Here is a 21,155-nt window from a genome sequence, read left to right on the forward strand (position 1 = left end):
ATGACTGAAGTTTAGTGGATTCCATATCGCTAGCTTTGATCATAGACCTGTTCGTTAGGAGATGAAACCATGTTATCAATTATCGTACCTTGCTTTAACGAAGAGAGTAGCTTACCACTTTTTTTTGAAGAGACTGAAAAAGTAAAAGATCAGGTAGGCATGCCTTTTGAATATTTGTTTATCAATGATGGGTCATCCGATCAAACACTCGCAGTGATGCGCAAGCTGCATCAAGAGCATCCAGAAAGTGTGCGGTACCTTTCGTTTTCACGTAATTTTGGAAAAGAAGCAGCCTTGTATGCTGGCTTAAAAGCAGCAAAAGGGGATTTTGTTACCGTAATGGATGCAGATTTACAAGATCCTCCAAGCCTTTTGCCTCAGATGTTTGACTTGCTCAACACAAAACAATTAGACTGTGTTGGAACGCGCAGAGCCGATCGCAAAGGGGAGCCTAAAGTTCGTAGTTTCTTTTCAGAAGCCTTTTATGCATTGATCAACAAAATTGGTGAAGCACATATGGTCAATGGCGCACGAGATTTCCGTTTAATGCGTCGGAATATGGTGGATGCAGTTTTAGAACTTTCTGAATACAATCGGTTCTCCAAAGGAATCTTTAGTTGGGTAGGTTTTGATACAGAATACATTGCCTACGAAAATCGTGAAAGAGTAGCTGGAGAAACTTCTTGGTCATTCTGGAGCTTATTCAAGTACTCGATTGATGGCATCGTCAATTTTTCTGATACGCCATTAAATATTGCTTCTTTTGTTGGCGCGTTGTCTTGTCTAGCTTCTGGAATTGCACTGCTATTCATAATTATTCGTACTTTTATTTTTGGTGATCCTACCTCAGGCTGGCCTTCTTTAGTTTGTATCGTATTGTTTGTTGGCGGTTTGCAATTGCTTTGTCTAGGTATTATTGGAAAATATATTGGAAAAATTTTTCTGGAAACAAAAAAACGTCCCCTTTACATTTTAAAGGAGACAGAAAAAGATCAAAAATAATTTTTGGGAATAAAAAAGCAGCGCTGGTTGATGATCAATACCCTTTTGTTACATCGACTTGATTTCGAACCAATTTTTTCTCGTGGATAAAATTGCGGAAGTTATCCATAAAGATGGCCATGAATGCTTTTTGAAAATGTGGGGTCAACCCGGAAATATGCGGGGTGATCAACACATTTTCCAGTGTCCATAGCGGATCATTTGCGGGTAAAGGTTCTTCTTCAAAAACATCAAGAGCCGCAAATGCGATTTCTTTTTGGCGGAGGGCTTCTGTCAACGCTACAGTATCTACACTAGGTCCACGCCCAACATTATAAAAAGAAGCGGATGATTTCATACTATTAAAAAAATGGCTATTATAGATTCTTGTAGTTTCAGGTGTCAATGGTAAGATATTAATCACACAATCAGCTTTCTGACTTTGTTCAATCAACTCTTCAAGTGGATAAGTTTCCTTGAAACCATCAACGGCATGCCCCGTTGTATTTATGCCGACAGGTTGGGTGCCAAAAAAATTTAAGGCCTTTGCTAAAGCCTGCCCAATTTTACCTGTACCTGCGATCAGTATTTCTTTATCAGATAATAATGAATAAGGAATACCATTGGGCTGCCATTGTCTTTCAGCCTGTTTTTTGATGGCGGTAAAAATTCCTCTGGATTCCATGAATAATAAAGCAATTAAATGATCAGTGATCGATTGTGCATGAATGCCGCTACCATTAGAAAGTAAGATGTTCTTTTGGGCAAACTGTGCTAGAGGTAGCGTATCCACACCGGCTGAAATGGCTTGGACCCATTCAAGAGAAGCATTAGCCAGTAACTTTCCAGCCCATTCTTCTTTCCAGCCAATCGTGATTGCAACATTTGACCAGTCGATGGAAGTTGCTTCATCATAGTGGATAAACTGATATTCATCACTGATTTCATGAATTTGTGTGATAAATTCATCACGAAATTCTCTGCTAGATAAAATATATTTAGTCATATTTGTTCCTCCTTTATTTTAGTGTATCAAAGAACAAAGAAAAAACCATGCGCAAAGATCTATGCATGGTTGGATAGTTACTAGCTTTTTAATTGGATTTTAGGCGAACCTTTGACGCCTTGAGTGAATAGAAACAGTGCTGCGAATAAGATAAATGTTGTCCCATCAAAATTTGGTACGAATAGTTGGATCAGCACACTCAAAATTGTTGGTAAAGCAGCACTAACGATTAGTATCTTAAGGTTTTCAAAAAAGCTGTAAGAAAAAAGTTTTAGTTTTGTATAGATAGTTGCAATAAATGTACCCATGATCAATGTGATTAATAAATTTAAAAATGTAGGGTAGAGCGCTACTAAGAAAACAATAAGTTGTAGCCACCAAGGAATTTGATTGCTGCTCAGTGTTTCCCGAATCTTTTTGCCATCTAAATTATTAAATGCTGGTTCATTATAAGAAAATTTTAATTGATTTGTATCTAAGAATGATGTGGAAAGTCCTGTTCCAGGGAAACTGACAACAATTTCTTTTTTTAATAGTCCCACACTCAACACATTTGCAGTGGCATCTGAAGCAATATCGGTAGCGTTGCGTTTTCCTTCAAGGTCGAAAGTAAAAATGATAGAGTCGGTTTGATAGATAAACCCTTCTCCTTGTCCATTCGTTGTTAATTGACCATTTTCAATCGAAAAATTGGGGATTTTTTGCGCAATTTTTTGACTATCTCGCTGGAAATCCTGAAAGATATCATTGACTTGCAAAGTGATTGGTACGGCTAAAATAACGGTAGCTCCAAGTAGAAAAAGAATCACTTTTGAAAAAGCAGCGTCTTTTACATATTTGAGATTTGGGATTCGAATAAATGCACTTTTTAGCATTTGTATGATTGTCATTTGTTTAACTCCTTTTATGTAACTAAAAATAATTGTAACGAAGGCAGCAACAGAACACAAGGACTTATGACAGAAAAGTCCGATTATCTCTAAAGTGTTCTTTGCTGATTAATGAGTAGAATTGGAGATCGAGTATGGAAAGTTTAAAAAATGTGAAAAATAAACTACAAGAAAAAAAATTATGGGAGCCGTTAACGTATTTAATTTTTGGTGGATTAACTACTTTGGTCAATTTAGTTGTTTATTTTCTCTTTAGAGAAATCTTTGATTTTCATTATATGATTGCTAATGTGATTTCTTGGGCAGCTTCTGTGTTGTTCGCATTCTTCACGAATAAGATTTGGGTCTTTGAAGCAAAAAGTGAAACAAAAAAAGAATCGTGGCTTGCCTTTTGGAAGTTTCTTTTCTTCAGAGTCCTTTCGCTGGGATTGGATATGGCTTGTATGTATCTATTGATTAGCGTACTAGGAACCGGTGATTTTATCGCTAAGCTTGTTACACAAATCGTTGTCGTCCTAGCAAACTATGTTTTCAGCAAGTTTCTGATTTTTGCACCAAAAAAAATTGATAAAAAGTAAGCATATGTTTTGATGAACCACTTTTTATCTGATAATGTTACTTATGTAATCACTATCACTGAGGAGGAATTTTTTATGTCTTACACATTACCAGATTTACCTTATGCTTATGATGCATTAGAACCTTACATTGATGAAGAAACGATGCATTTGCATCATGACAAGCATCACAATACTTACGTCACAAATTTGAATGCAGCAATTGAAAAACATCCTGAATTAGGTGAAAAATCAGTTGAAGAATTACTTGCTGATTTTGATTCGGTGCCTGAAGACATCAAAACAGCTGTCCGTAATAACGGTGGTGGTCATGCAAATCACAGCTTTTTCTGGGAAATCTTGGCACCAAATGCTGGTGGTGAACCAACAGGAGCCATCAAAGAAGCCATCGAAGAAACATTTGGCAGCTTTGCTGATTTCAAAGAAGAATTCAAAACAGCAGCAACTGGCCGCTTTGGTTCTGGCTGGGCTTGGTTAGTCATCAAAGATGGTAAATTAGCGATCACTTCAACTGCGAACCAAGATTCACCATTAATGGACGGTCAAACGCCAGTTTTAGGCTTAGATGTTTGGGAACATGCCTACTACTTGAAATACAAAAATGTACGCCCTGATTATATCAATGCTTTCTGGAGTGTTGTTAATTGGGATAAAGTAAATGATTTTTATGCGAAAGCAAAATAATCATTAAGTAAGGGAATTATTTTTAATCAGAATAAAACTATCCCAACGATAAAAGAAAGCACGTTGCATCTTAGCATCAGCTTCGTGTTAACCATAAGTTCTCACTGCTACCTTTGATTCGTTGGGGGTAGTTTTATTTTTTGAAACATATTGCTAACGCTTTCATTTTCAGCTATAATATTGAAGACGGAAGCGTCTTATTTTAATTACTGGAGGATTTACACGCATGGAACATGGAAAAGTAAAATGGTTCAATAATGAAAAAGGTTTTGGGTTTATTACAGTTGATGGCGGAGATGATGTCTTTGTTCATTTTTCTGCGATCCAAGGAGATGGCTTTAAGTCTTTAGAAGAAGGTCAAGAAGTCGAGTTTTCGATTGTCGAAGGCGCCCGGGGACCGCAAGCGGCAGAAGTCACGAAAATCTAAACTAGAACAAGCTGAGGGGGACCTCAGCTTTTTTTAATTTGCTATTTTCGGCCAAATTTGTTATCTTCAGTGTATTATAAATAGATTAAAAATGAGGGATATTTGATGAAACGAGTAATTACGTATGGGACATTTGATTTGCTCCATTATGGTCATATCAATTTATTGCGCCGAGCAAAAGAACAAGGAGACTATTTGATCGTGGCATTGTCTACGGACGAGTTCAATTGGGATGAAAAACAGAAGAAATGCTACTTTTCTTATGAAAAACGTAAACAGTTATTAGAGGCTATTCGCTATGTTGATTTAGTTATTCCTGAAAAAAACTGGGAACAAAAAGTTTCTGACGTCAAAGAGTACCACGTGGATACTTTTGTCATGGGTGATGATTGGGCTGGTAAATTTGATTTCATTCAAGAAGAAACAGATGCCGAAGTTGTTTATTTAGCTAGAACGCCTGAAATATCAACGACACAGATCAAAAAAGACTTAAAAATAAATAATTAATACTTAAAGCATAAAAGGTATCTTTAAATGGTGCCTTTTTTTGTACACTATTTCCGTTTTTTTCTTAAAATTTATTAGATGTTTTTCGTTGTTTATTTTGTCTTAGAGGAAAATATGATATGATGTAGCTTGAGTTGTAGCAAATGAATAGAATTTCTTTGAGAATGGATGAAGAAAGTGGAAAAAGAAATAAAAGTTCGTAGTACTTTGGTTACAAAGGAATATGACCTATACAAAAAGAAATCAGACAAAGTGAAAGCATTATTCAAATTTTATCATCGAAATGTTCCACGTTTTTGGGCATTAAAAGGCGTTAGTTTTGAAGTGCGTGCAGGAGAGTCTGTAGGGATCATTGGGATAAATGGTTCTGGAAAATCAACGCTTTCAAATGTGATCAGTGGCATTATTCCTCCAACATCAGGCACAATGGAAGTCAATGGCGATACGTCGATTATCGCAATTGGAGCCGGATTAAAATATCAATTGACAGGTTTAGAAAATATTCGTCTAAAAGCATTGATGTCTGGAATGACCAATAAAGAAATCGATAAAAAAATGGATGAAATCGTAGCATTTGCCGATTTAGGTGATTTTATTAATCAACCTGTAAAAAGCTATTCCAGTGGGATGAAGTCACGTTTAGGGTTTGCCATTGCTGTTCATAATGATCCAGATATTTTGATCATTGATGAAGCTTTATCTGTTGGAGACGAAACTTTTTATCAAAAATGTGTGGATAAAATCATGGAATTCAAAGAGTCCGGCAAGACTATTTTCTTTGTCAGCCATGCTTTAGGACAAGTTGAAAAATTATGTGACCGTACAATCTGGATGCATTACGGCGATTTGCGCATGTTTGGTCCGACTGAGGAAGTAATGGCGGAATATCGCAAGTTTATCGACTGGTTCAAGAAGCAACCGAAAAAAGAACAAAAAGCTTACCAAGATAAATACAAAGAAAATCAAAAGGCATTTAATCTAGAAAAATTAGCTGAAAAAAGCCAAGATGATAGCTTGCTGAAAGAGCAGCATCTATCTGAACAAATGATTCAGAAGAACCTTAAACGAACTCCTTTAGGTGAGAAGATGACGATTCCAACTAAAGGACTTTTGACTCTTGCGATAGTAGGAACACTGTTTTGCTCTCTTGTTTCTTTCAGTGGCAGATCCATTAGCTATGCGCTAAAGCATCCGGTTGATGCAATTGTACAAGTTTTCAAGTAAAGATAACTATTTCTTTATTTAGTTTAGATAGAAAAGGAAGAGTTTAGTGAAAGAAATTGCTGCAGTAATAAAAGAACAATTTAATCATGCGGGAATTATTTTCCGTATGTCTCGATACGAGGACAAAGCAACCTATCAAAGCCACTATCTTGGTCTTGCATGGCAAATCTTGAACCCTGCGATTCAAATTGGTATCTATTATTTAGTCTTTGGGCTAGGAGTCAATGGTAATCGGAAAGTAGATGGCGTACCATTTATTATTTGGATGTTGATTGGGATCACAGCTTGGTTTTATATCAATTCTTCGGTACTTGGAGCGTCCAATAGTATTCACCGACAAGTTGGTATGGTAGCCAAAATGAAATTTCCAGTAAGTATCTTGCCGTCAATCAATATTATCAGTAACTTGTCATCTTATATCCCTATGGTAGCTATTGTGATTGGCTCGCTCTTATGGGCGGGAGTAACACCGTCCGTTTATTGGTTGCAATTTATTTATTACTTTATTGCGATGGTTATTTTCTTATTTGCTTTCGGATTATTAAATGCGACCATTACAGTATTGATACGTGACTATCATATTTTCTTACAATCAGTATTACGTTTGTTGTTTTATGTTTCAGGACCAATTTGGGATATCAATAATCGAAATATGCCGGAATGGTTAATTAAGCTATTACGTTTAAATCCCTTTTATTATTTGATTGAAGGCTTTAGAGATGCCTTTTTATCACGTGGTTGGGTTTGGGAAAAAACGACCTACACCTTAATTTTTTGGGGAATGACTTTAACACTATTGATAATAGGTAGTCATCTACACATGAAGTTTAGAGCGCGATTTGTGGATTATATTTAAGTATAAAAAAACTATTTTTCAATTAATACAAAAAACTATCCGAAGGAATGAAGGGGTCTGTTAAAGCGTGTCTCTTACTTTCCTTAGGATAGTTTTTTTAGATGTGTTAATGAATAGGGATGTACGCCGTTAAAAGTTAAAATAACAAATTCTTTATCGTTTCATTTTTGTTGCAATCGTGTTAAGATTCTGTAATAAAACAGAAGCAAGATTGCTGAATTTGTAAAATTGTGGCAAAATTTAAACGATTACCTAATAATTTTGTGATAGAGGTGTAGGATGCGTTTATATCAAAAAGTAATTTTAGGATTGTTGGGCTTGGTGGCAGTAAGTATTGTCGGTGTCACTGTCTATGGAATGAAAGTATACGATGATACGAATAAAACGTTCAATAATATTACGCAAAGTGCGGATCGTAAGACGAAAAAACGTGAAACGGCAGTAAGTATTGAAGATAGAGAACCCTTTTCGATTCTTTTGCTTGGGATTGATACTGGAGCGTTGGGGAGAACCGAACAAGGGCGTTCAGATAGTATGATGGTCGTTACGGTTAATCCTGCCAAGAAACAATCAACGATCGTTAGTCTTGACCGTGATATCTACACTCAAATTGTTGGGTATGGCATGTTGGATAAGCTGAACCATGCATATGCCTTTGGTGGCGAAGCAATGTCGATGGATTCCGTTGAAAATCTGTTAGACATTCCTATTGACCATTATGTTACGATTAACATGCAAGGTATGCGAGATTTGATCGATGCAGTTGGAGGCATCGAAGTCACTAATAAAATCGATTTTACTCTGGAAGGAGTGCATGTGCCTAAAGGAACCATTACTTTAGATGGGAAAACCGGTCTTGCCTATGCACGCATGCGAAAACAAGATCCGGAAGGCGACATTGGACGTCAAAAACGGCAAAGAGAAGTTGTCACTAAGATCGTTAAAAAAGTAATGAGCTTGGATGGCGTCAGCAATTATCAAAAAATATTAAAAGCTGTTGAAAAGAATTCAAAAACAGATTTGACTTGGGATGACATGATGGATATCGCTACCAATTATTTGCCTGCGTTCACGACAATCGATCAAGAACAATTGCAAGGTGAAGGCCAAATGATGAATGGGGTCTATTACCAATTATTAGGTATCAATCAATTGCTGGAAATGCAAAATAAATTGAAAGAACAACTGAATCTTCCTACCAGCGAGACTTTGTCTCAAGGAGATGAACATACTGATGGTTATACAAACTATCAATTGTACGACGATACGAATTACAATAGTGAAGAAAACTCAAATGAGAATCCAGGTGAACCGTCAGACATTTATGATGATGGAGCCGGGTATCAGGAAGATACTGGCGATTACTCTGGATATTAATAATGAAAACCAAAGCAAACGGTCATTGATCGTTTGCTTTTTACTTTTCCACAGATGGAAGTTAGAAAAATGTGTTTCACGGGATTAAAATTGGAAAAGATTAAGAAAGCTTAAAGTGTAGCAGATTTTTTCTCAACAAAAAAATCTTTTTGCGTAACTGTGAAACATTACAGTGGATGAGAACGAATTCTTATAATTTTCTCTAAGGATACTTGGATAATTTTGATTTCTTCTGTTTATATTGAAAATTTTTGGTAAAATAAGACGGTAAGCAGTTTGAAATGAGAGGATAGAAGAGATGAAGAATCTAAAAGATAAAGTCATTAAGAATATACGAAAAGGGCCTGAGGAGCCTAAGACAAAATCTTATCGCAAATCCCATGTTCCCTTTCGATTGAATTTTCTCTTTTTTGTGATTTTTGGTCTTTTTGTTGCGTTGATCGTGCAATTAGGTTATTTACAAATCGTCAATGGTGATAATATTGAGAAGCAATTGAAAGCTTCATCCGTGGTAGAAGTCAATGGCAGCTCTCCACGAGGAATGATTTATGATGCATCTGGCAAACCGCTTGTCAAAAATCAAGCCAATGCAGCCATTACCTTTACAAGAGGAAATAAGATGACAGCTGAAGATTTATTGAAGACTGCACAAAAACTAGCTACATTGATCGATATTCCAATCGATAAGAATCTGACAGAGCGGGACCTAAAAGATTTTTGGTTGGCAGATCCTGAAAATTTGAAGAAAGCGCAAGATCAATTAAGTTCCAAGCAAAAAGCGCTCGGGGCTTCTGATCAGTATGTGGCAACTGTCGATAAAGTAACGGATGAGGATATTGCCTTTAATGATGATCAGTTAAAAGTAGCTTCCATTTTTAAACGAATGAATAGTGCACAATCTTTAAGCACTGTTTATTTAAAAAATTCTGATGTATCTGATGAAGAACTAGCAATTGTGGCTGAGAATATGACCGAACTTCCCGGAGTTTCGACTGGCACAGACTGGACTAGAAAAATTGTTGAAGGCAGTTCATTGGCAAGTTTGATCGGAACTGTGACAACAGAAGAACAAGGGATCCCTGAAGAAAATTTGGATGAATATCTAGCGAAAGGGTATGCTCGTAATGATCGTGTAGGACGAAGTTATTTAGAGAAGCAATATGAAGAAGTCCTTCAAGGATCAAAATCAAAGTCTCAAATCACATTAGACAATAGCAATAATATTGAAAGCCAAAAAGAAATCTATGCGGGCTCTAAGGGAGATAATCTTGTACTGACGCTAGATGCCAAGTTCCAAAAAGAAGTTGATGAAATCTTACAAGATAACTTTAAGTCTTTGATGGATTCAGGAGCTGCAGAATACTCGCCTGGAGTCTATGCTGTTGCGATCAATCCTAAAACTGGCGGGATTTTGGCAATGTCAGGTTATCAACATGAGGCAGAATCAAGCAAATTGCAAGAGAATGCAATCGGAACCTTCATCAATGCTTTTGTTCCAGGGTCTGTAGTCAAAGGTGGTACGTTAGCAGCTGGTTGGGAAAATGGTGTCTTGAATGGGAATGAAGTCTTATATGACCAACCAATCCGCATCGGCTCTGATGTCAAAGCTTCGATCTTTAACCCGACAGGAGCAAACAACCGCAATTTGTCAGCTGAACAAGCCTTAGAAGTTTCTTCCAACTCCTACATGATGCAGGTTGCTTTACGCTTGATGGGCATTGAGTATCAGCCTGGAATTTCAATTCCAACAGTTGATCGTCAAACAGAAGCCTACAGTAAGCTGCGTACAGCCTTTGCCTCTTTTGGGATGGGGACGAAAACAGGGATCGATCTTCCTGGCGAAGCAACAGGGATCAGCACACCTGTCGACAAATTAGATACGGTCAGTGATGGCGGTAAGATCCTGGACTTAGCCTTCGGACAGTTTGATACCTATACGACATTACAATTGGCTCAATATGCAGCAACTGTGGCCAATGGCGGCCAACGATTGCAGCCACATATCGTTTCGGGTATCTATGGGAATGATGAAACCGGTGGTTTAGGAAGCTTGAAATCAGCGGTAGAACCTACCGTTTTGAACGAAGTTGGTTTAACTACTGATCAGATGAAAATCATTCAAAATGGATTTTATGATGCCGTTCATGGAACAGATGCTTGGGCTACAGCAACAGGACTAGCTTCTGCTAAAATGGAACTTTCTGCGAAAACGGGTACTGCGGAGACACCGATTGTCGATGAAAATGGCAAAACCATCAATCTGGTCAACCTAAATATTGTTGCTTATGGACCAAGTGATGATGCAGATATAGCAGTTGCAGTGGTTTTACCACAGGTTAAATCTTCAACTACTTCGCATCCAAACGTAAAAATCGTGAAAGAAATCATGGATACTTACTATGATTTATATATGAAATAAGCAAGGCATAATCGTTGAATGAGTAAGAGGGAGTTGATGAACGGTTCGTTCGCTGATGATTTTCCAAATCAGTGAAGGACGGTTCATCAACTTTTTTTATAGCAAAATACTTTCTATCGGAATTATTAAGAGATTATCAATAATTCGGAGAGAAACCTCTTTTTTAGTAAGTGGGTCTTGCTATTTTTGGTTGAATGGCATAGAATACTCTCGGTCAACAAGAAATGAAAAAGCAGGATTGGTTTCAATCATTTTTCATTTTAACTGACTTCTATTATAATTGACTAGAATTGCAGGGGGCTATCATGACGAAGCAATGTTTAACGAAACAAGAATTGATGGAACGCCTAGGGGAGTTCTCACCAGCAGAAAAAAAAGAAATCCGCGAATATTTGCAACGGAAGAATCCATTGCTGTTTCGCAAATTTGAACGCATGAAACATGAATTATTTCGTCTAGAATCAAGACGGATTCAATGTGAAATCGAAAAAAATGAAAAGGAGTTGAATCAGCTCGATCATAAGATTCTCATGAAAAAAGAACATTTTCTTGAGTTATTAATCGCAATTCGAAAGAAAAGAGGATAATGGATGGAATTTATTGAACTTATCATCATCATCGCGATCCTCGTGACCTTTTCAAATATTGTCAGCAAAATACTGCCATCAGTACCGATTTTCTTCATTCAGATTATCTTAGGCATTCTGCTAGGATTGACTGAAATGGGACAAGAAATCGCATTCGAACCAGAGATGTTTCTAGTGATGATCATTGGACCGCTATTGTTTCGAGAAGGAGAACGAGCCGATGTTCCGGAAATCTTGAAGAACAGTAAGATCGTTTTGTTTCTGGCCTTTGGCGGTGTTTTGCTGACCTTATTTGCAGTGGGAACGACACTGCATTGGCTGATGCCATCGATTCCTTTGGCTGCTTGTTATGCTTTTGGCGCTGCCTTAGGACCAACAGATGCGGTAGCCGTCTCATCTTTAGCGAAACGCTTAAAAATTTCCAAGAACATCATGCATATTTTAGAAGGCGAAGGTCTTTTGAATGATGCTTCCGGGGTAACAGCGCTCCAATTTGCTATCGTTGCTTTAGTCACTGGTAGCTTTTCTGTTATGGGGGCTGGCTTTCAATTGCTTTTTTCGAGTATTGGCGGCGGCTTGATTGGTTACTTGATCGTTTGGTTAAAACGGCGGATCATTCGCTTTATTGAAAAAATATCTGCCCAAGATGTCACTGTTTATCTGTTGATCGAACTACTATTGCCTTTTGCAGCCTACTTGATTGCAGAAATGGTTGGAGTATCTGGTATCATTGCGGCAGTTGTTGCCGGTGTAGCGCAAGCACAAAGAAGACGACGAGTCTCTTTGTTCGATGCGGAACTAGCCAATATCTCTGAAAGTACGTGGTCAACAATTGTATTTACGTTGAACGCCCTTGTTTTTTTATTTTTAGGGATTGAACTTTCGCAAGTATTTTCACCCATTTGGGAAAGCAATTCTTATGCAAACGGTCATTTAGTCTTGACCATCGTAGTAGTAACGCTCGTTATCTTCTTCATTCGTTTCTTATTCCTTCTTTTTTATTATCAGTTTTTACAATCAAAAAAAATCGTGGACTTGAAGCAAGTAGCTTTGTTGACCTTTGGAGGGGTCAAAGGAACGGTCAGCTTAGCGGCAATTTTTATCTTGCCTGTAACGATCAACGGTGACCAATTTGAAGCCCGCAGTTTGCTCTTATTTTTGACGGCTTGTGTCATCTTAGCGACTTTAGTGATCAGTGTACTTGTCTTGCCCTATTTGGCAGATGGTGAAGCTGCCGAATCTGTTGATTTCAATCAGTTGCTGATTTTAGAAGAAGTCATCCAGATCTTGGAAGAAGAAGAGAAAGAAATTACGGATGCCAAAGAGCGCTTAGCGACAGATGCAGTAATCAATACTTATGAAAATCGACGCTGGGAATTGTATCGCAATAGTTTAACTGATTCTGAAAAGCAAGAGATACAGGAAATTCAAGGATTGATTCTATCCATTGAACAGGATGGTTTGGATGAAGCCTACCGAAAAGGTGAGGTTAGCTCCAATGGGTATCGCTTTTATTCCCGGTTCATTTCGCAGCAGCAGCATTCGTTAGCAAAACAGTTCTTGTCTTTTTTCAGTTTTTGGCTTTTGATCATTCAACGTTTTGTACGGATCATTTTTCATCCCAAGCTGTTTTGGCAGCGCCAGCAGCAGCTGAAGGATGCATTGAAACAAAGAGATATATCAGAAGTACAAAAAATCTATATCAAAAACAGTGATTATATTTTTCATAGTTTAAGCAACTTAGAAGATGTCTACGATTCATCTTTGATCAACTTCTTTATACGTCAAAGGGAAATGAGCTTAAAGCGTTTTGAGCATAATAACTTCATTGAGACTATCATGATTGAACAAGAACCGATTTTTGTCAAAAAAGTTTTACGAGGCTATTATTTAGAACGAAAAACGATCGATGAATATGAGGTAGCCGAAAAAATTCCAACGATCTCTGCAAACGAATATCGACGCAACGTAAATCTCTTGGAATCTTATGCGATGGCTCGCGCAGATGAACAGCCGAAACAGCGAATGTTTCGTAGATAAAACAACAACTTCTTCGTCTCAGGGTTGAGATGGAGCGGTTGTTTTTTTCTTTTTTCTTAAAGACCCTGTCATGCTTATGTGGTACAATGGGCGAAGAAAAATAGATCTCAGGAGGGATTCTGTGAAAGAATTAAAAGTAAGTGAGCTTACAAAAACTTACGGCGATAAAACATTATTTGATCAGCTTTCTTTTCTGATACATGAGAAAGACCGGATTGGCTTGATTGGTGTCAATGGGACAGGCAAATCAAGTTTACTGACGATCTTGGCTGGAATTGAAGCCGGAGATGGCGACCGTCCCTCTGTTTTTAAACCACAAGATTATCGAATCGGCTTTTTGGCGCAAGAAAGTCAATTAAAAGAAGAATTATCGGTTGTTGATGCGGTCTTCCAAGGAACAAGTCCATTAGTCAAAACCGTTCGTGACTATGAGAAAGCTTTGATTCAGCTGGAACAAAATGGCTCAGATCCTACAGTGCAAGCTGCCTACAGCAGAGCAGAAGAAGCTATGAATAAAACAGATGCTTGGAATACGGATACAACGGCAAAAATCATTTTGCAGAAATTAGGGATTTCAGATTTAAAACAACCAGTCAATGAACTTTCAGGTGGGCAAAAAAAACGGGTGGGGTTAGCGCAAGTGTTGATCGATGAACCGGATTTACTATTGTTGGATGAGCCGACGAACCATCTTGACTATGAAGCTATCCAATGGCTAGAAGGCTATTTGAAAAACTATCGCGGCGCACTGATGATGGTCACTCATGATCGCTATTTTCTTGACCGGGTAGCCAATCGCGTGTTTGAACTCTCTTTTGGTAAACTTTATGAATATCAAGGAAATTACGAGGACTATTTATTAGCCAGAGCAGAAAGAGAACGTATTGAAGAAACCCAAGAAGAAAAACGGCAACAGTTATATAAGCACGAGCTGGCATGGATTCGGACAGGCGCCAAAGCGAGAACGACTAAGCAACAAGCGCGAATTGATCGTTTCGACGATTTGAAAGAGAATATGAACCAAGTCAAGCGGAATGGAGAAGTGCAGATTGATGTTGCGACCTCACGTTTAGGTAAGCAAGTGCTGGAAATCAAAGAAGGTAGTTATGCAATTGAAGGCAAACCAATTCTATCTCAATTTGATTTATTGATTCAGTCGCGAGAACGTTTAGGCATTACTGGTGAGAATGGTGCAGGTAAATCAACCTTGCTGAATGTGTTGGCGGGACGTCTCTCATTAGATTCAGGAACACGGATTATTGGCTCAACCGTCAAATTAGCTTATTATACGCAAACCAATGAGACGATGGATCCGGAACAGCGGATGATTGCTTATTTACAAGAGGCAGCAGAAGAAGTAGAAAAAACAGATGGTGCCCATGTCAGTGTAGCGGAAATGCTGGAACAATTTTTGTTCCCCCGTTTCATGCACGGAACAAAGATCGGTAAATTATCTGGTGGTGAAAAACGCCGCCTATTCTTATTGAAATTATTGATTGGTCAACCAAATGTTCTATTGTTGGATGAGCCAACGAATGATTTGGATATTGATACATTAACTGTTTTGGAGAACTATCTTGAATCATTTCCTGGTGCCGTAATTACAGTTTCTCATGACCGTTACTTTTTAGATAAAGTTGCTGAAAAATTACTTATTTTTGAAGGCAACGCGCAAATTGTTCGCTTCTATGGTTCGATAAACGAATATTTACAAAAGACAGCAACGAAACAGGGCACAAAGAAAACTGCAGCCTCACAACCTGACAAAGGGCTACAAAGCAAATTTGTTTCCGAAAAGCCAGTCAAAAAGAAACTAAGCTACATGGAACAAAAAGAATGGGCAACGATCGAAGATGAGATTGCTCTGTTAGAAGAACGAGTCGACGCACTAACTGAAGCGATGAATCAGCAGGGGGATGACTTTACGAAATTACAGCAGCTCCAAGCAGAAGTTACAGAAACAGAACAATTGTTAGAAGAAAAAATGACACGCTGGGAATATTTAAGCGAGTTTTCAGACGACTAATAAGGAGGCCCATTATGGAACAAGCATATCTTGATTTAGGGAAAAAAATTTTAGAAACGGGAAATGTCAAAGGGGATCGCACAGGGACTGGAACCAAAAGTATTTTTGGTCATCAAATGCGATTTGACCTCTCTCAAGGATTTCCATTATTGACAACCAAGCGCGTACCTTTTGGTCTGATCAAAAGCGAGTTACTCTGGTTTCTTAAAGGAGATACCAATATTCGATTCTTACTGCAACACAAGAATCACATTTGGGATGAATGGGCTTTTGAGCGGTATATTAAAAGTGAGGACTATACAGGTCCTGATATGACTGATTTTGGCCGTCGCTCATTAATTGATGAAGAATTCAATGCCAGCTATCAAGAGGAATTGCAAAAATTTTGCGAACGTATTTTAAATGACGAAGCATTTGCAGAAAAATTTGGTGATCTAGGTCATGTTTACGGGTATCAATGGCGTCATTGGGAAACTACTAAAGGGGAATTTATTGATCAGATCAAAGAAGTGATTGAAATGATCAAAACAACGCCAGATTCTCGGCGCTTGATTGTTTCCGCATGGAATCCAGAAGATGTGCCGTCGATGGCGCTGCCTCCTTGCCATACCATGTTTCAGTTTTATGTTCATGAAGGTCGACTAAGTTGTCAGCTTTATCAACGAAGTGCCGATGTTTTTTTGGGGGTGCCTTTCAACATTGCTAGCTATGCGTTATTGACTCACTTGATCGCTCACGAGACAGGACTCCAAGTCGGCGAATTTATCCATACTTTAGGGGATGCCCATCTGTATAGCAATCATATGGAACAAATGAAAGAGCAGCTTTCCCGAACAATTCGTTCTGCACCTACGTTGCACTTAAATCCTGAGAAACAATCGATTTTTGACTTTGAGATGGGAGATATCACGATTGAAGGCTACGATCCGCATCCCACGATCAAGGCACCGATCGCTGTCTAACTTATTACAGTTGGGAGTGAGAAGATAGATGACAAACGATTTACAGCGGGGAATCGTCGCAACGCTGCATATTACGTCAAAAGATACCATTTCATTATCAGATGTAGAAAAAACAATTACGATCCTTCGTTCTTATTTTTCGCAAGTCATTTTAGCAGTTTCTGAAGTAACGAAACCTGAAATCAAGCGGTATTTATGGCAGCTGCCGCCCCAGATCTATCTCTTTGAATTGCCAGCAGTCGGTGCTGGTCCAGCACGTCGGCAAGCTGTGGCACGCGCTGGAAAGACATTTCCGCAACTCGCTTCCTTTCAATTATGTGATTTTGATCGTTTGATCACTTGGTGTGAGGAATACCCAGATGAACTGTCAGCTTTGAGCTGTCAGCCGTTTCCTACGAACACTTTCTGTATATTAGGACGTACAAAGAAAGCCTTCCTAAGCCATCCAACTGCTTGGCAGCGGACAGAAAAGCTGGTCAATGAAATTGCAGCGGAAGTTTTTCATATCAAGGGTCTTGATATTACCGCCGGCAGTGTCTTGTTTTCTGCGGAATTGATTCCTTTACTAGTATCCGCAGATTCTTCAAGATGGACGGATGGCGAATGGCCAACCAAAGTGAAGCATCATGGAGGGCATATTTTTTATCAAGCGTGCGAAGGCTTGTGTTATAAAGAAAGAAATACCGATCATCTGCAAGCACAGCCTGCTTATCAATTAATGAGAAGGTTGCAGATTGCAGCGGCTATTGCAGATTCACTTTATCTAGAAAGGGAGTTTTGAAACATGTTGATTGCACTTTGGGCACAAGACAAAAATGGTTTGATTGGAGAAAACGGCACATTGCCATGGCATTTGCCAAACGATCTGAAATTCTTCAAAGAACAAACTACTGGAAATTCGCTCATTATGGGGCGAAAAACGTTTGAGGGCATGAAGAAAAAAGCATTGCCAAATCGAACAACAATCGTTTTGACCAGTGACACAGCATATGAAGCAGAAGGCGTATTAGTTATGCATGATCGACAAGAAGTCTTGGATTATACTGCACAGCAAGATCATCCTGTGTTTCTAACTGGGGGTTCTGGAGTTTTCGAATCGATGATCGAAGATTGCGATCAGTTGTATCGAACAGTGATCGACGAGACATTTACCGGAGATGTCTACTTTCCTGAGATCGATTGGTCAAACTGGCATTTGGATAAAGTCATAGAAGGCGTAGTGGATGAAAAGAACATCTATCCGCACCGGTTTGAGTTTTATAGTAAGCAGAAAAAATAAATAAGGCAGCTGTTACAACATATGGTTGTAGCAGCTGCCTTATTTAAGTAAAAGGGCTCTATAATTTATGGGACTGATGAATCAGAATTGATTCTTCAGCCCCATTTTTATTTTAGGTATTAAAAAACATATCGTTCTCTAGTATGATTAAATCACGACAAAATAAACAACTGAGAGGACGATATGCTATATGAATGATTCTATCAAAAAAATGCTGCGATTAATAGAGAAAGATTTGATGATTACAGAGGTCTCTTACGAGACCTTTCAGAAGAAAAAGACGTTGATCGTCGATGCTGTTTTCTCACCTGCTCCCCATACCTGTAGAAATTGTGGTTCTACTGTGGTAGATGGAAACGGGAAAGTAATTGTAGTGAAAAATGGGAAGAAGGAAACGATTGTCCGCTTTGAACAATACAATCACATGCCTTTGGTTATGCGCTTAAAAAAGCAGCGCTATACCTGTAAAAACTGTCGAACCCATTGGACGGCTCAAAGTTATTTTGTTCAACCCAGACATTCAATCGCGAATCATGTCAGATATAAAATTGCTTCTTTGCTGACTGAAAAAGTATCTTTATCTTTTATTGCGAAAAATTGTCAGGTATCTTTGACCACCGTTATTCGTACGTTGAAAGAGTTTAAAAGCTACTTACCAAAGCAATCTAAGAGGATTCTCCCCAGAGTATTGATGGTTGATGAATTTCGTTCGCACGCTTCCATAGAAGATAAAATGAGCTTTATTTGCGCAGATGGCGAAACAGGACAATTAATTGATGTCTTGCCTACGCGTAAATTGCCTCGATTAACAAGCTATTTCTTAGGCTGCACTAATCCTGAAGAAGTAAAATTTTTAGTCACAGACATGAACGCCGCCTACTTCCAGCTTACCAAACGTATTCTGCCAAATGCGAAAGTAGTGATTGATCGGTTTCATATTATCAAACACATGAATCAAGCCTTTAATGAGTTGCGTATCCGTGAAATGAATGAACTTCGTAAAGTAGGACAGAAAAGTCAGGCAGAAAAACTGAAAAAGAACTGGCGCTTTTTGCTAAAAAATCGTGCAAACATCAACCATTATGAATACAAAACATGGAAAAGTTTTCGATCACCAAAATACCCATTTCTTACGGAAGCGATGATGATTGATCGATTGCTTGGCTTTTCTACGTCCCTGAAGGAGGCGTATCCCTATTTTCATGAATTAGTTGAAGCCTTTCGAGACAAAGACCCTGACTTATTTTTCTCCTTATTGGCAGAACTTCCCGAAACGTTAGATGACGGCTTTCGGGAAAAGCTCCAAAACCTTCTGACCTATGAAGAAGGCATCACCAACGCGATGATCTATCCTTACACCAATGGAAAAATAGAAGCGAAGAATACCCATATAAAGACAATGAAACGAGTATCCTACGGATTTAAATCATTTGAGAACATGAGAATTAGAATCTTTTTGATCAATCAATTAATCAAAGTAAGATAACAAAAAATCTGAGCCAGAATGAGGTTCATTCTGACCCAGATTTGATTTTGTACAACCCATCAGTCCTTATTGACAAAGAGCCAGTAAAAGTGGGTTGGATCATGTAAACCAAAGAACGGAAAAATACATTAGCCCAGCTCCGAGCATAACAAACAAATGCCAAACCACATGCATGAAGCGTACGGATTTGATACTGTAGAATAATGCGCCGACGGTATAAGAGACACCACCGCTTGCTAACAGAAAGGTACCCCAAAAACCCAGTGAAGCAATCAATGGTTTAAATGCAATCACGCAGAGCCAGCCCATATTAATATAAATTAGTGTGGATATTTTTGAAAGCGTCTCTTTTTTATGCAGTGTGAGTGACTTATAAACGATCCCGCTGATGGCTAACAACCAAATCAAAATGAAAAGTGTCCAGCCCAACCAACCTTGAATACTCAGCAAGCAAAACGGCGTATAACTGCCTGCGACCAATAAAAAAATCGAGGCGTGATCAAAGACTTGGAAAACTTTTTTTGCTCGTGTGAACATCAAACTATGGAAGAGCGTAGAGAATAAGAATAACAAAATCATCATAGAGCCATAAATCGCATAGGAAATGATGTGAATAGGGGAATCTAATCGAGCCCCTTTAATCAAAAGAATAACGAGTCCAGCTATACTTAATCCAAATCCGATACCATGGGTCACCGCATTGAGTACCTCATTCAGAATCAAGTAGCGTCGTGTAAATTTCATATGATCCATCAAGCACCTTCCCTTCGAATTTAAATAAGATGAAAAAATTTTTTCTCTCTGTTATACTGATTATAAATGGTCTATGGTTATTTTACCACGAAAAGAGACTTGATTTAAAGAGAGAGTGAATGTATGATGGCAAAGCTTAAAGTTGTAACGGATTCCTCCTGTACGATGGAGCCAACCGTTCGAGACCAATTGAATATCCATGTAGTTCCGTTATCTGTAATGATCGATGGGATGGTTTATCCGGATGATGATTCATTGCCCGGAGAACGATTCATGCAAATGATGGCACAAGCAAAAGAACTTCCAAAAACGAGCCAACCACCGATTGGCCATTTTGTGGAACTGTTCGATGAATTAGGAAAAGATGGTAGTGACGTTTTATCGATACATATGACGAAGGGTCTGAGTGGAACTGTCGAAGCTGCCAGACAAGCAAGTAATTTGTCGAAAGCAAATGTGACAGTGATCGATAGTGATACGACAGATCAAGCATTGTCGTTCCAAGTGATTCGGGCAGCTCAATTAGCACAAGAAGGTAAGACATTAGCTGAAGTTTTGCCGGAAGTTGACAAAGTTCGAGAAAATACCAAATTATTTATTGGTGTCTCTACATTAGAAAATCTGGTAAAAGGCGGTCGAATCAGTCGTGCCAAAGGGTTATTATCCAGTTTATTAAATATGAAAGTGATTATGGATTTCGACCATTCAGAATTGATTCCAATCGTAAAAGGACGCGGTGTAAAAACATTTAATAAGTGGTTTGAAGAATTGAAAGACGAATTGAAACGCATGCCGAATGTGAAACAAATAGGGATCTCTCATGCAGAGGGGTTAGAGATCACAGAACAATTCAAAAAAGAATTGCAACAACTCTTCCCAGAAATGAATATTCCACTACTTCATACCACCCCAATCATCGCTACCCATACCGGCAAAGGCGCATTCGCCATTACGTATTACACCGAATAATTTTAATGACAGTATCCAAGCGATTCGTAAACACGAATCGCTTTTTGCTGCGAATCACAATGATTGGCTTGCGAAGCAAGACAGAATTGATGATGAGCAGTACT

20 protein-coding genes are annotated in these 21,155 nt (G+C 38.5%); 17 read left to right on the forward strand and 3 right to left on the reverse strand.

Annotation, left to right across the window (positions count from 1 at the left end):
• The first annotated feature begins 69 nt into the window (after nucleotides 1–69).
• On the forward strand, nucleotides 70–1,002 hold the full coding sequence (locus tag EGX73_RS10985; RefSeq protein ID WP_003126941.1) for a glycosyltransferase family 2 protein: 933 nt from the start codon (nucleotides 70–72) through the stop codon (nucleotides 1,000–1,002).
• Between the two features lie 34 nt (nucleotides 1,003–1,036).
• Here EGX73_RS10985 and EGX73_RS10990 read toward each other — a convergent pair whose 3' ends face one another.
• Together EGX73_RS10990 and EGX73_RS10995 are read right to left on the reverse strand one after the other, a co-directional pair.
• The gene (locus EGX73_RS10990; RefSeq protein WP_003126942.1) at nucleotides 1,037–1,987 is read right to left on the reverse strand and encodes a phosphoglycerate dehydrogenase; all 951 of its coding nucleotides are present in this window, start codon (nucleotides 1,985–1,987) and stop codon (nucleotides 1,037–1,039) included.
• Nucleotides 1,988–2,067: 80 nt separating this feature from the next.
• Nucleotides 2,068–2,877, reverse strand: a complete 810-nt coding sequence (locus EGX73_RS10995; protein WP_123866945.1) for a DUF1189 domain-containing protein — start codon at nucleotides 2,875–2,877, stop codon at nucleotides 2,068–2,070.
• 134 nt (nucleotides 2,878–3,011) lie between these two features.
• Between EGX73_RS10995 and EGX73_RS11000 the strand changes: the two genes are divergently transcribed.
• The 15 genes from EGX73_RS11000 to EGX73_RS11070 all read left to right on the forward strand — a co-directional run bounded on the left by EGX73_RS11000 (nucleotide 3,012) and on the right by EGX73_RS11070 (nucleotide 19,329).
• A complete protein-coding gene (locus tag EGX73_RS11000; RefSeq protein WP_005472254.1) occupies nucleotides 3,012–3,455 on the forward strand; it encodes a GtrA family protein in 444 nt (147 codons plus the stop codon).
• A gap of 75 nt (nucleotides 3,456–3,530) precedes the next feature.
• Nucleotides 3,531–4,139 carry a superoxide dismutase gene (locus tag EGX73_RS11005; protein ID WP_003126946.1) on the forward strand — a complete coding sequence of 203 codons (609 nt, stop codon included), beginning with the start codon at nucleotides 3,531–3,533 and terminating at the stop codon, nucleotides 4,137–4,139.
• Nucleotides 4,140–4,365: 226 nt separating this feature from the next.
• On the forward strand, nucleotides 4,366–4,566 hold the full coding sequence (locus EGX73_RS11010) for a cold-shock protein (protein WP_003126947.1): 201 nt from the start codon (nucleotides 4,366–4,368) through the stop codon (nucleotides 4,564–4,566).
• Between the two features lie 105 nt (nucleotides 4,567–4,671).
• Nucleotides 4,672–5,073 (forward strand): glycerol-3-phosphate cytidylyltransferase, encoded by a 402-nt coding sequence (tagD, locus tag EGX73_RS11015; protein ID WP_003126948.1) that lies wholly within the window; start codon nucleotides 4,672–4,674, stop codon nucleotides 5,071–5,073.
• 168 nt (nucleotides 5,074–5,241) lie between these two features.
• Nucleotides 5,242–6,297: an ABC transporter ATP-binding protein gene (locus EGX73_RS11020; protein WP_003126949.1), complete on the forward strand. Its 1,056-nt coding sequence runs from the start codon at nucleotides 5,242–5,244 to the stop codon at nucleotides 6,295–6,297.
• Nucleotides 6,298–6,343: 46 nt separating this feature from the next.
• The gene (locus EGX73_RS11025; RefSeq protein WP_003126950.1) at nucleotides 6,344–7,153 is read left to right on the forward strand and encodes an ABC transporter permease; all 810 of its coding nucleotides are present in this window, start codon (nucleotides 6,344–6,346) and stop codon (nucleotides 7,151–7,153) included.
• A 279-nt stretch (nucleotides 7,154–7,432) separates the two neighbouring features.
• Complete coding sequence (locus EGX73_RS11030) at nucleotides 7,433–8,530, forward strand: LCP family protein (RefSeq protein WP_005472255.1); 1,098 nt, start codon at nucleotides 7,433–7,435, stop codon at nucleotides 8,528–8,530.
• A gap of 298 nt (nucleotides 8,531–8,828) precedes the next feature.
• Complete coding sequence (locus tag EGX73_RS11035; RefSeq protein ID WP_123866946.1) at nucleotides 8,829–10,949, forward strand: penicillin-binding protein 2; 2,121 nt, start codon at nucleotides 8,829–8,831, stop codon at nucleotides 10,947–10,949.
• Between the two features lie 305 nt (nucleotides 10,950–11,254).
• On the forward strand, nucleotides 11,255–11,536 hold the full coding sequence (locus tag EGX73_RS11040) for a hypothetical protein (protein WP_003126954.1): 282 nt from the start codon (nucleotides 11,255–11,257) through the stop codon (nucleotides 11,534–11,536).
• Between the two features lie 3 nt (nucleotides 11,537–11,539).
• Nucleotides 11,540–13,576: a sodium:proton antiporter gene (locus EGX73_RS11045; protein ID WP_003126955.1), complete on the forward strand. Its 2,037-nt coding sequence runs from the start codon at nucleotides 11,540–11,542 to the stop codon at nucleotides 13,574–13,576.
• Between the two features lie 121 nt (nucleotides 13,577–13,697).
• Complete coding sequence (locus EGX73_RS11050) at nucleotides 13,698–15,602, forward strand: ABC-F family ATP-binding cassette domain-containing protein (protein WP_123866947.1); 1,905 nt, start codon at nucleotides 13,698–13,700, stop codon at nucleotides 15,600–15,602.
• Nucleotides 15,603–15,616: 14 nt separating this feature from the next.
• On the forward strand, nucleotides 15,617–16,564 hold the full coding sequence (locus EGX73_RS11055; RefSeq protein ID WP_086269260.1) for a thymidylate synthase: 948 nt from the start codon (nucleotides 15,617–15,619) through the stop codon (nucleotides 16,562–16,564).
• A gap of 28 nt (nucleotides 16,565–16,592) precedes the next feature.
• Nucleotides 16,593–17,345, forward strand: coding sequence for a hypothetical protein (locus EGX73_RS11060; RefSeq protein ID WP_086269259.1), 753 nt, complete (start codon nucleotides 16,593–16,595; stop codon nucleotides 17,343–17,345).
• Nucleotides 17,346–17,348: 3 nt separating this feature from the next.
• Entirely contained in the window at nucleotides 17,349–17,843 is a 495-nt protein-coding gene (locus tag EGX73_RS11065; protein WP_003126959.1) for a dihydrofolate reductase, read from the forward strand.
• A 190-nt stretch (nucleotides 17,844–18,033) separates the two neighbouring features.
• Nucleotides 18,034–19,329, forward strand: a complete 1,296-nt coding sequence (locus tag EGX73_RS11070) for an ISL3-like element ISEfa5 family transposase (protein WP_123866709.1) — start codon at nucleotides 18,034–18,036, stop codon at nucleotides 19,327–19,329.
• A gap of 99 nt (nucleotides 19,330–19,428) precedes the next feature.
• On the opposite strand, the gene EGX73_RS11075 is transcribed toward EGX73_RS11070, so the two are convergent.
• Nucleotides 19,429–20,082 carry a hemolysin III family protein gene (locus EGX73_RS11075; RefSeq protein ID WP_123866948.1) on the reverse strand — a complete coding sequence of 218 codons (654 nt, stop codon included), beginning with the start codon at nucleotides 20,080–20,082 and terminating at the stop codon, nucleotides 19,429–19,431.
• A gap of 126 nt (nucleotides 20,083–20,208) precedes the next feature.
• Here EGX73_RS11075 and EGX73_RS11080 point away from each other — a divergent pair, with 126 nt between their 5' ends.
• A complete protein-coding gene (locus EGX73_RS11080; RefSeq protein WP_034704768.1) occupies nucleotides 20,209–21,051 on the forward strand; it encodes a DegV family protein in 843 nt (280 codons plus the stop codon).
• Nucleotides 21,052–21,155: the final 104 nt, after the last annotated feature.

This window comes from Enterococcus sp. FDAARGOS_553 (assembly GCF_003812305.1).
Lineage (GTDB): Bacteria > Bacillota > Bacilli > Lactobacillales > Enterococcaceae > Enterococcus_D > Enterococcus_D gallinarum.

Coding starts and splice junctions, on each gene's coding strand:
- EGX73_RS10985 (WP_003126941.1), top strand. CDS start 70: ATGTTATCAATTATCGTACCTTGCTTTAACGAAGAGAGTAGCTTACCA.
- EGX73_RS10990 (WP_003126942.1), bottom strand. CDS start 1,987: ATGACTAAATATATTTTATCTAGCAGAGAATTTCGTGATGAATTTATC.
- EGX73_RS10995 (WP_123866945.1), bottom strand. CDS start 2,877: ATGACAATCATACAAATGCTAAAAAGTGCATTTATTCGAATCCCAAAT.
- EGX73_RS11000 (WP_005472254.1), top strand. CDS start 3,012: ATGGAAAGTTTAAAAAATGTGAAAAATAAACTACAAGAAAAAAAATTA.
- EGX73_RS11005 (WP_003126946.1), top strand. CDS start 3,531: ATGTCTTACACATTACCAGATTTACCTTATGCTTATGATGCATTAGAA.
- EGX73_RS11010 (WP_003126947.1), top strand. CDS start 4,366: ATGGAACATGGAAAAGTAAAATGGTTCAATAATGAAAAAGGTTTTGGG.
- tagD (WP_003126948.1), top strand. CDS start 4,672: ATGAAACGAGTAATTACGTATGGGACATTTGATTTGCTCCATTATGGT.
- EGX73_RS11020 (WP_003126949.1), top strand. CDS start 5,242: ATGAAGAAAGTGGAAAAAGAAATAAAAGTTCGTAGTACTTTGGTTACA.
- EGX73_RS11030 (WP_005472255.1), top strand. CDS start 7,433: ATGCGTTTATATCAAAAAGTAATTTTAGGATTGTTGGGCTTGGTGGCA.
- EGX73_RS11035 (WP_123866946.1), top strand. CDS start 8,829: ATGAAGAATCTAAAAGATAAAGTCATTAAGAATATACGAAAAGGGCCT.
- EGX73_RS11040 (WP_003126954.1), top strand. CDS start 11,255: ATGACGAAGCAATGTTTAACGAAACAAGAATTGATGGAACGCCTAGGG.
- EGX73_RS11045 (WP_003126955.1), top strand. CDS start 11,540: ATGGAATTTATTGAACTTATCATCATCATCGCGATCCTCGTGACCTTT.
- EGX73_RS11055 (WP_086269260.1), top strand. CDS start 15,617: ATGGAACAAGCATATCTTGATTTAGGGAAAAAAATTTTAGAAACGGGA.
- EGX73_RS11060 (WP_086269259.1), top strand. CDS start 16,593: ATGACAAACGATTTACAGCGGGGAATCGTCGCAACGCTGCATATTACG.
- EGX73_RS11065 (WP_003126959.1), top strand. CDS start 17,349: ATGTTGATTGCACTTTGGGCACAAGACAAAAATGGTTTGATTGGAGAA.
- EGX73_RS11070 (WP_123866709.1), top strand. CDS start 18,034: ATGAATGATTCTATCAAAAAAATGCTGCGATTAATAGAGAAAGATTTG.
- EGX73_RS11075 (WP_123866948.1), bottom strand. CDS start 20,082: ATGGATCATATGAAATTTACACGACGCTACTTGATTCTGAATGAGGTA.
- EGX73_RS11080 (WP_034704768.1), top strand. CDS start 20,209: ATGGCAAAGCTTAAAGTTGTAACGGATTCCTCCTGTACGATGGAGCCA.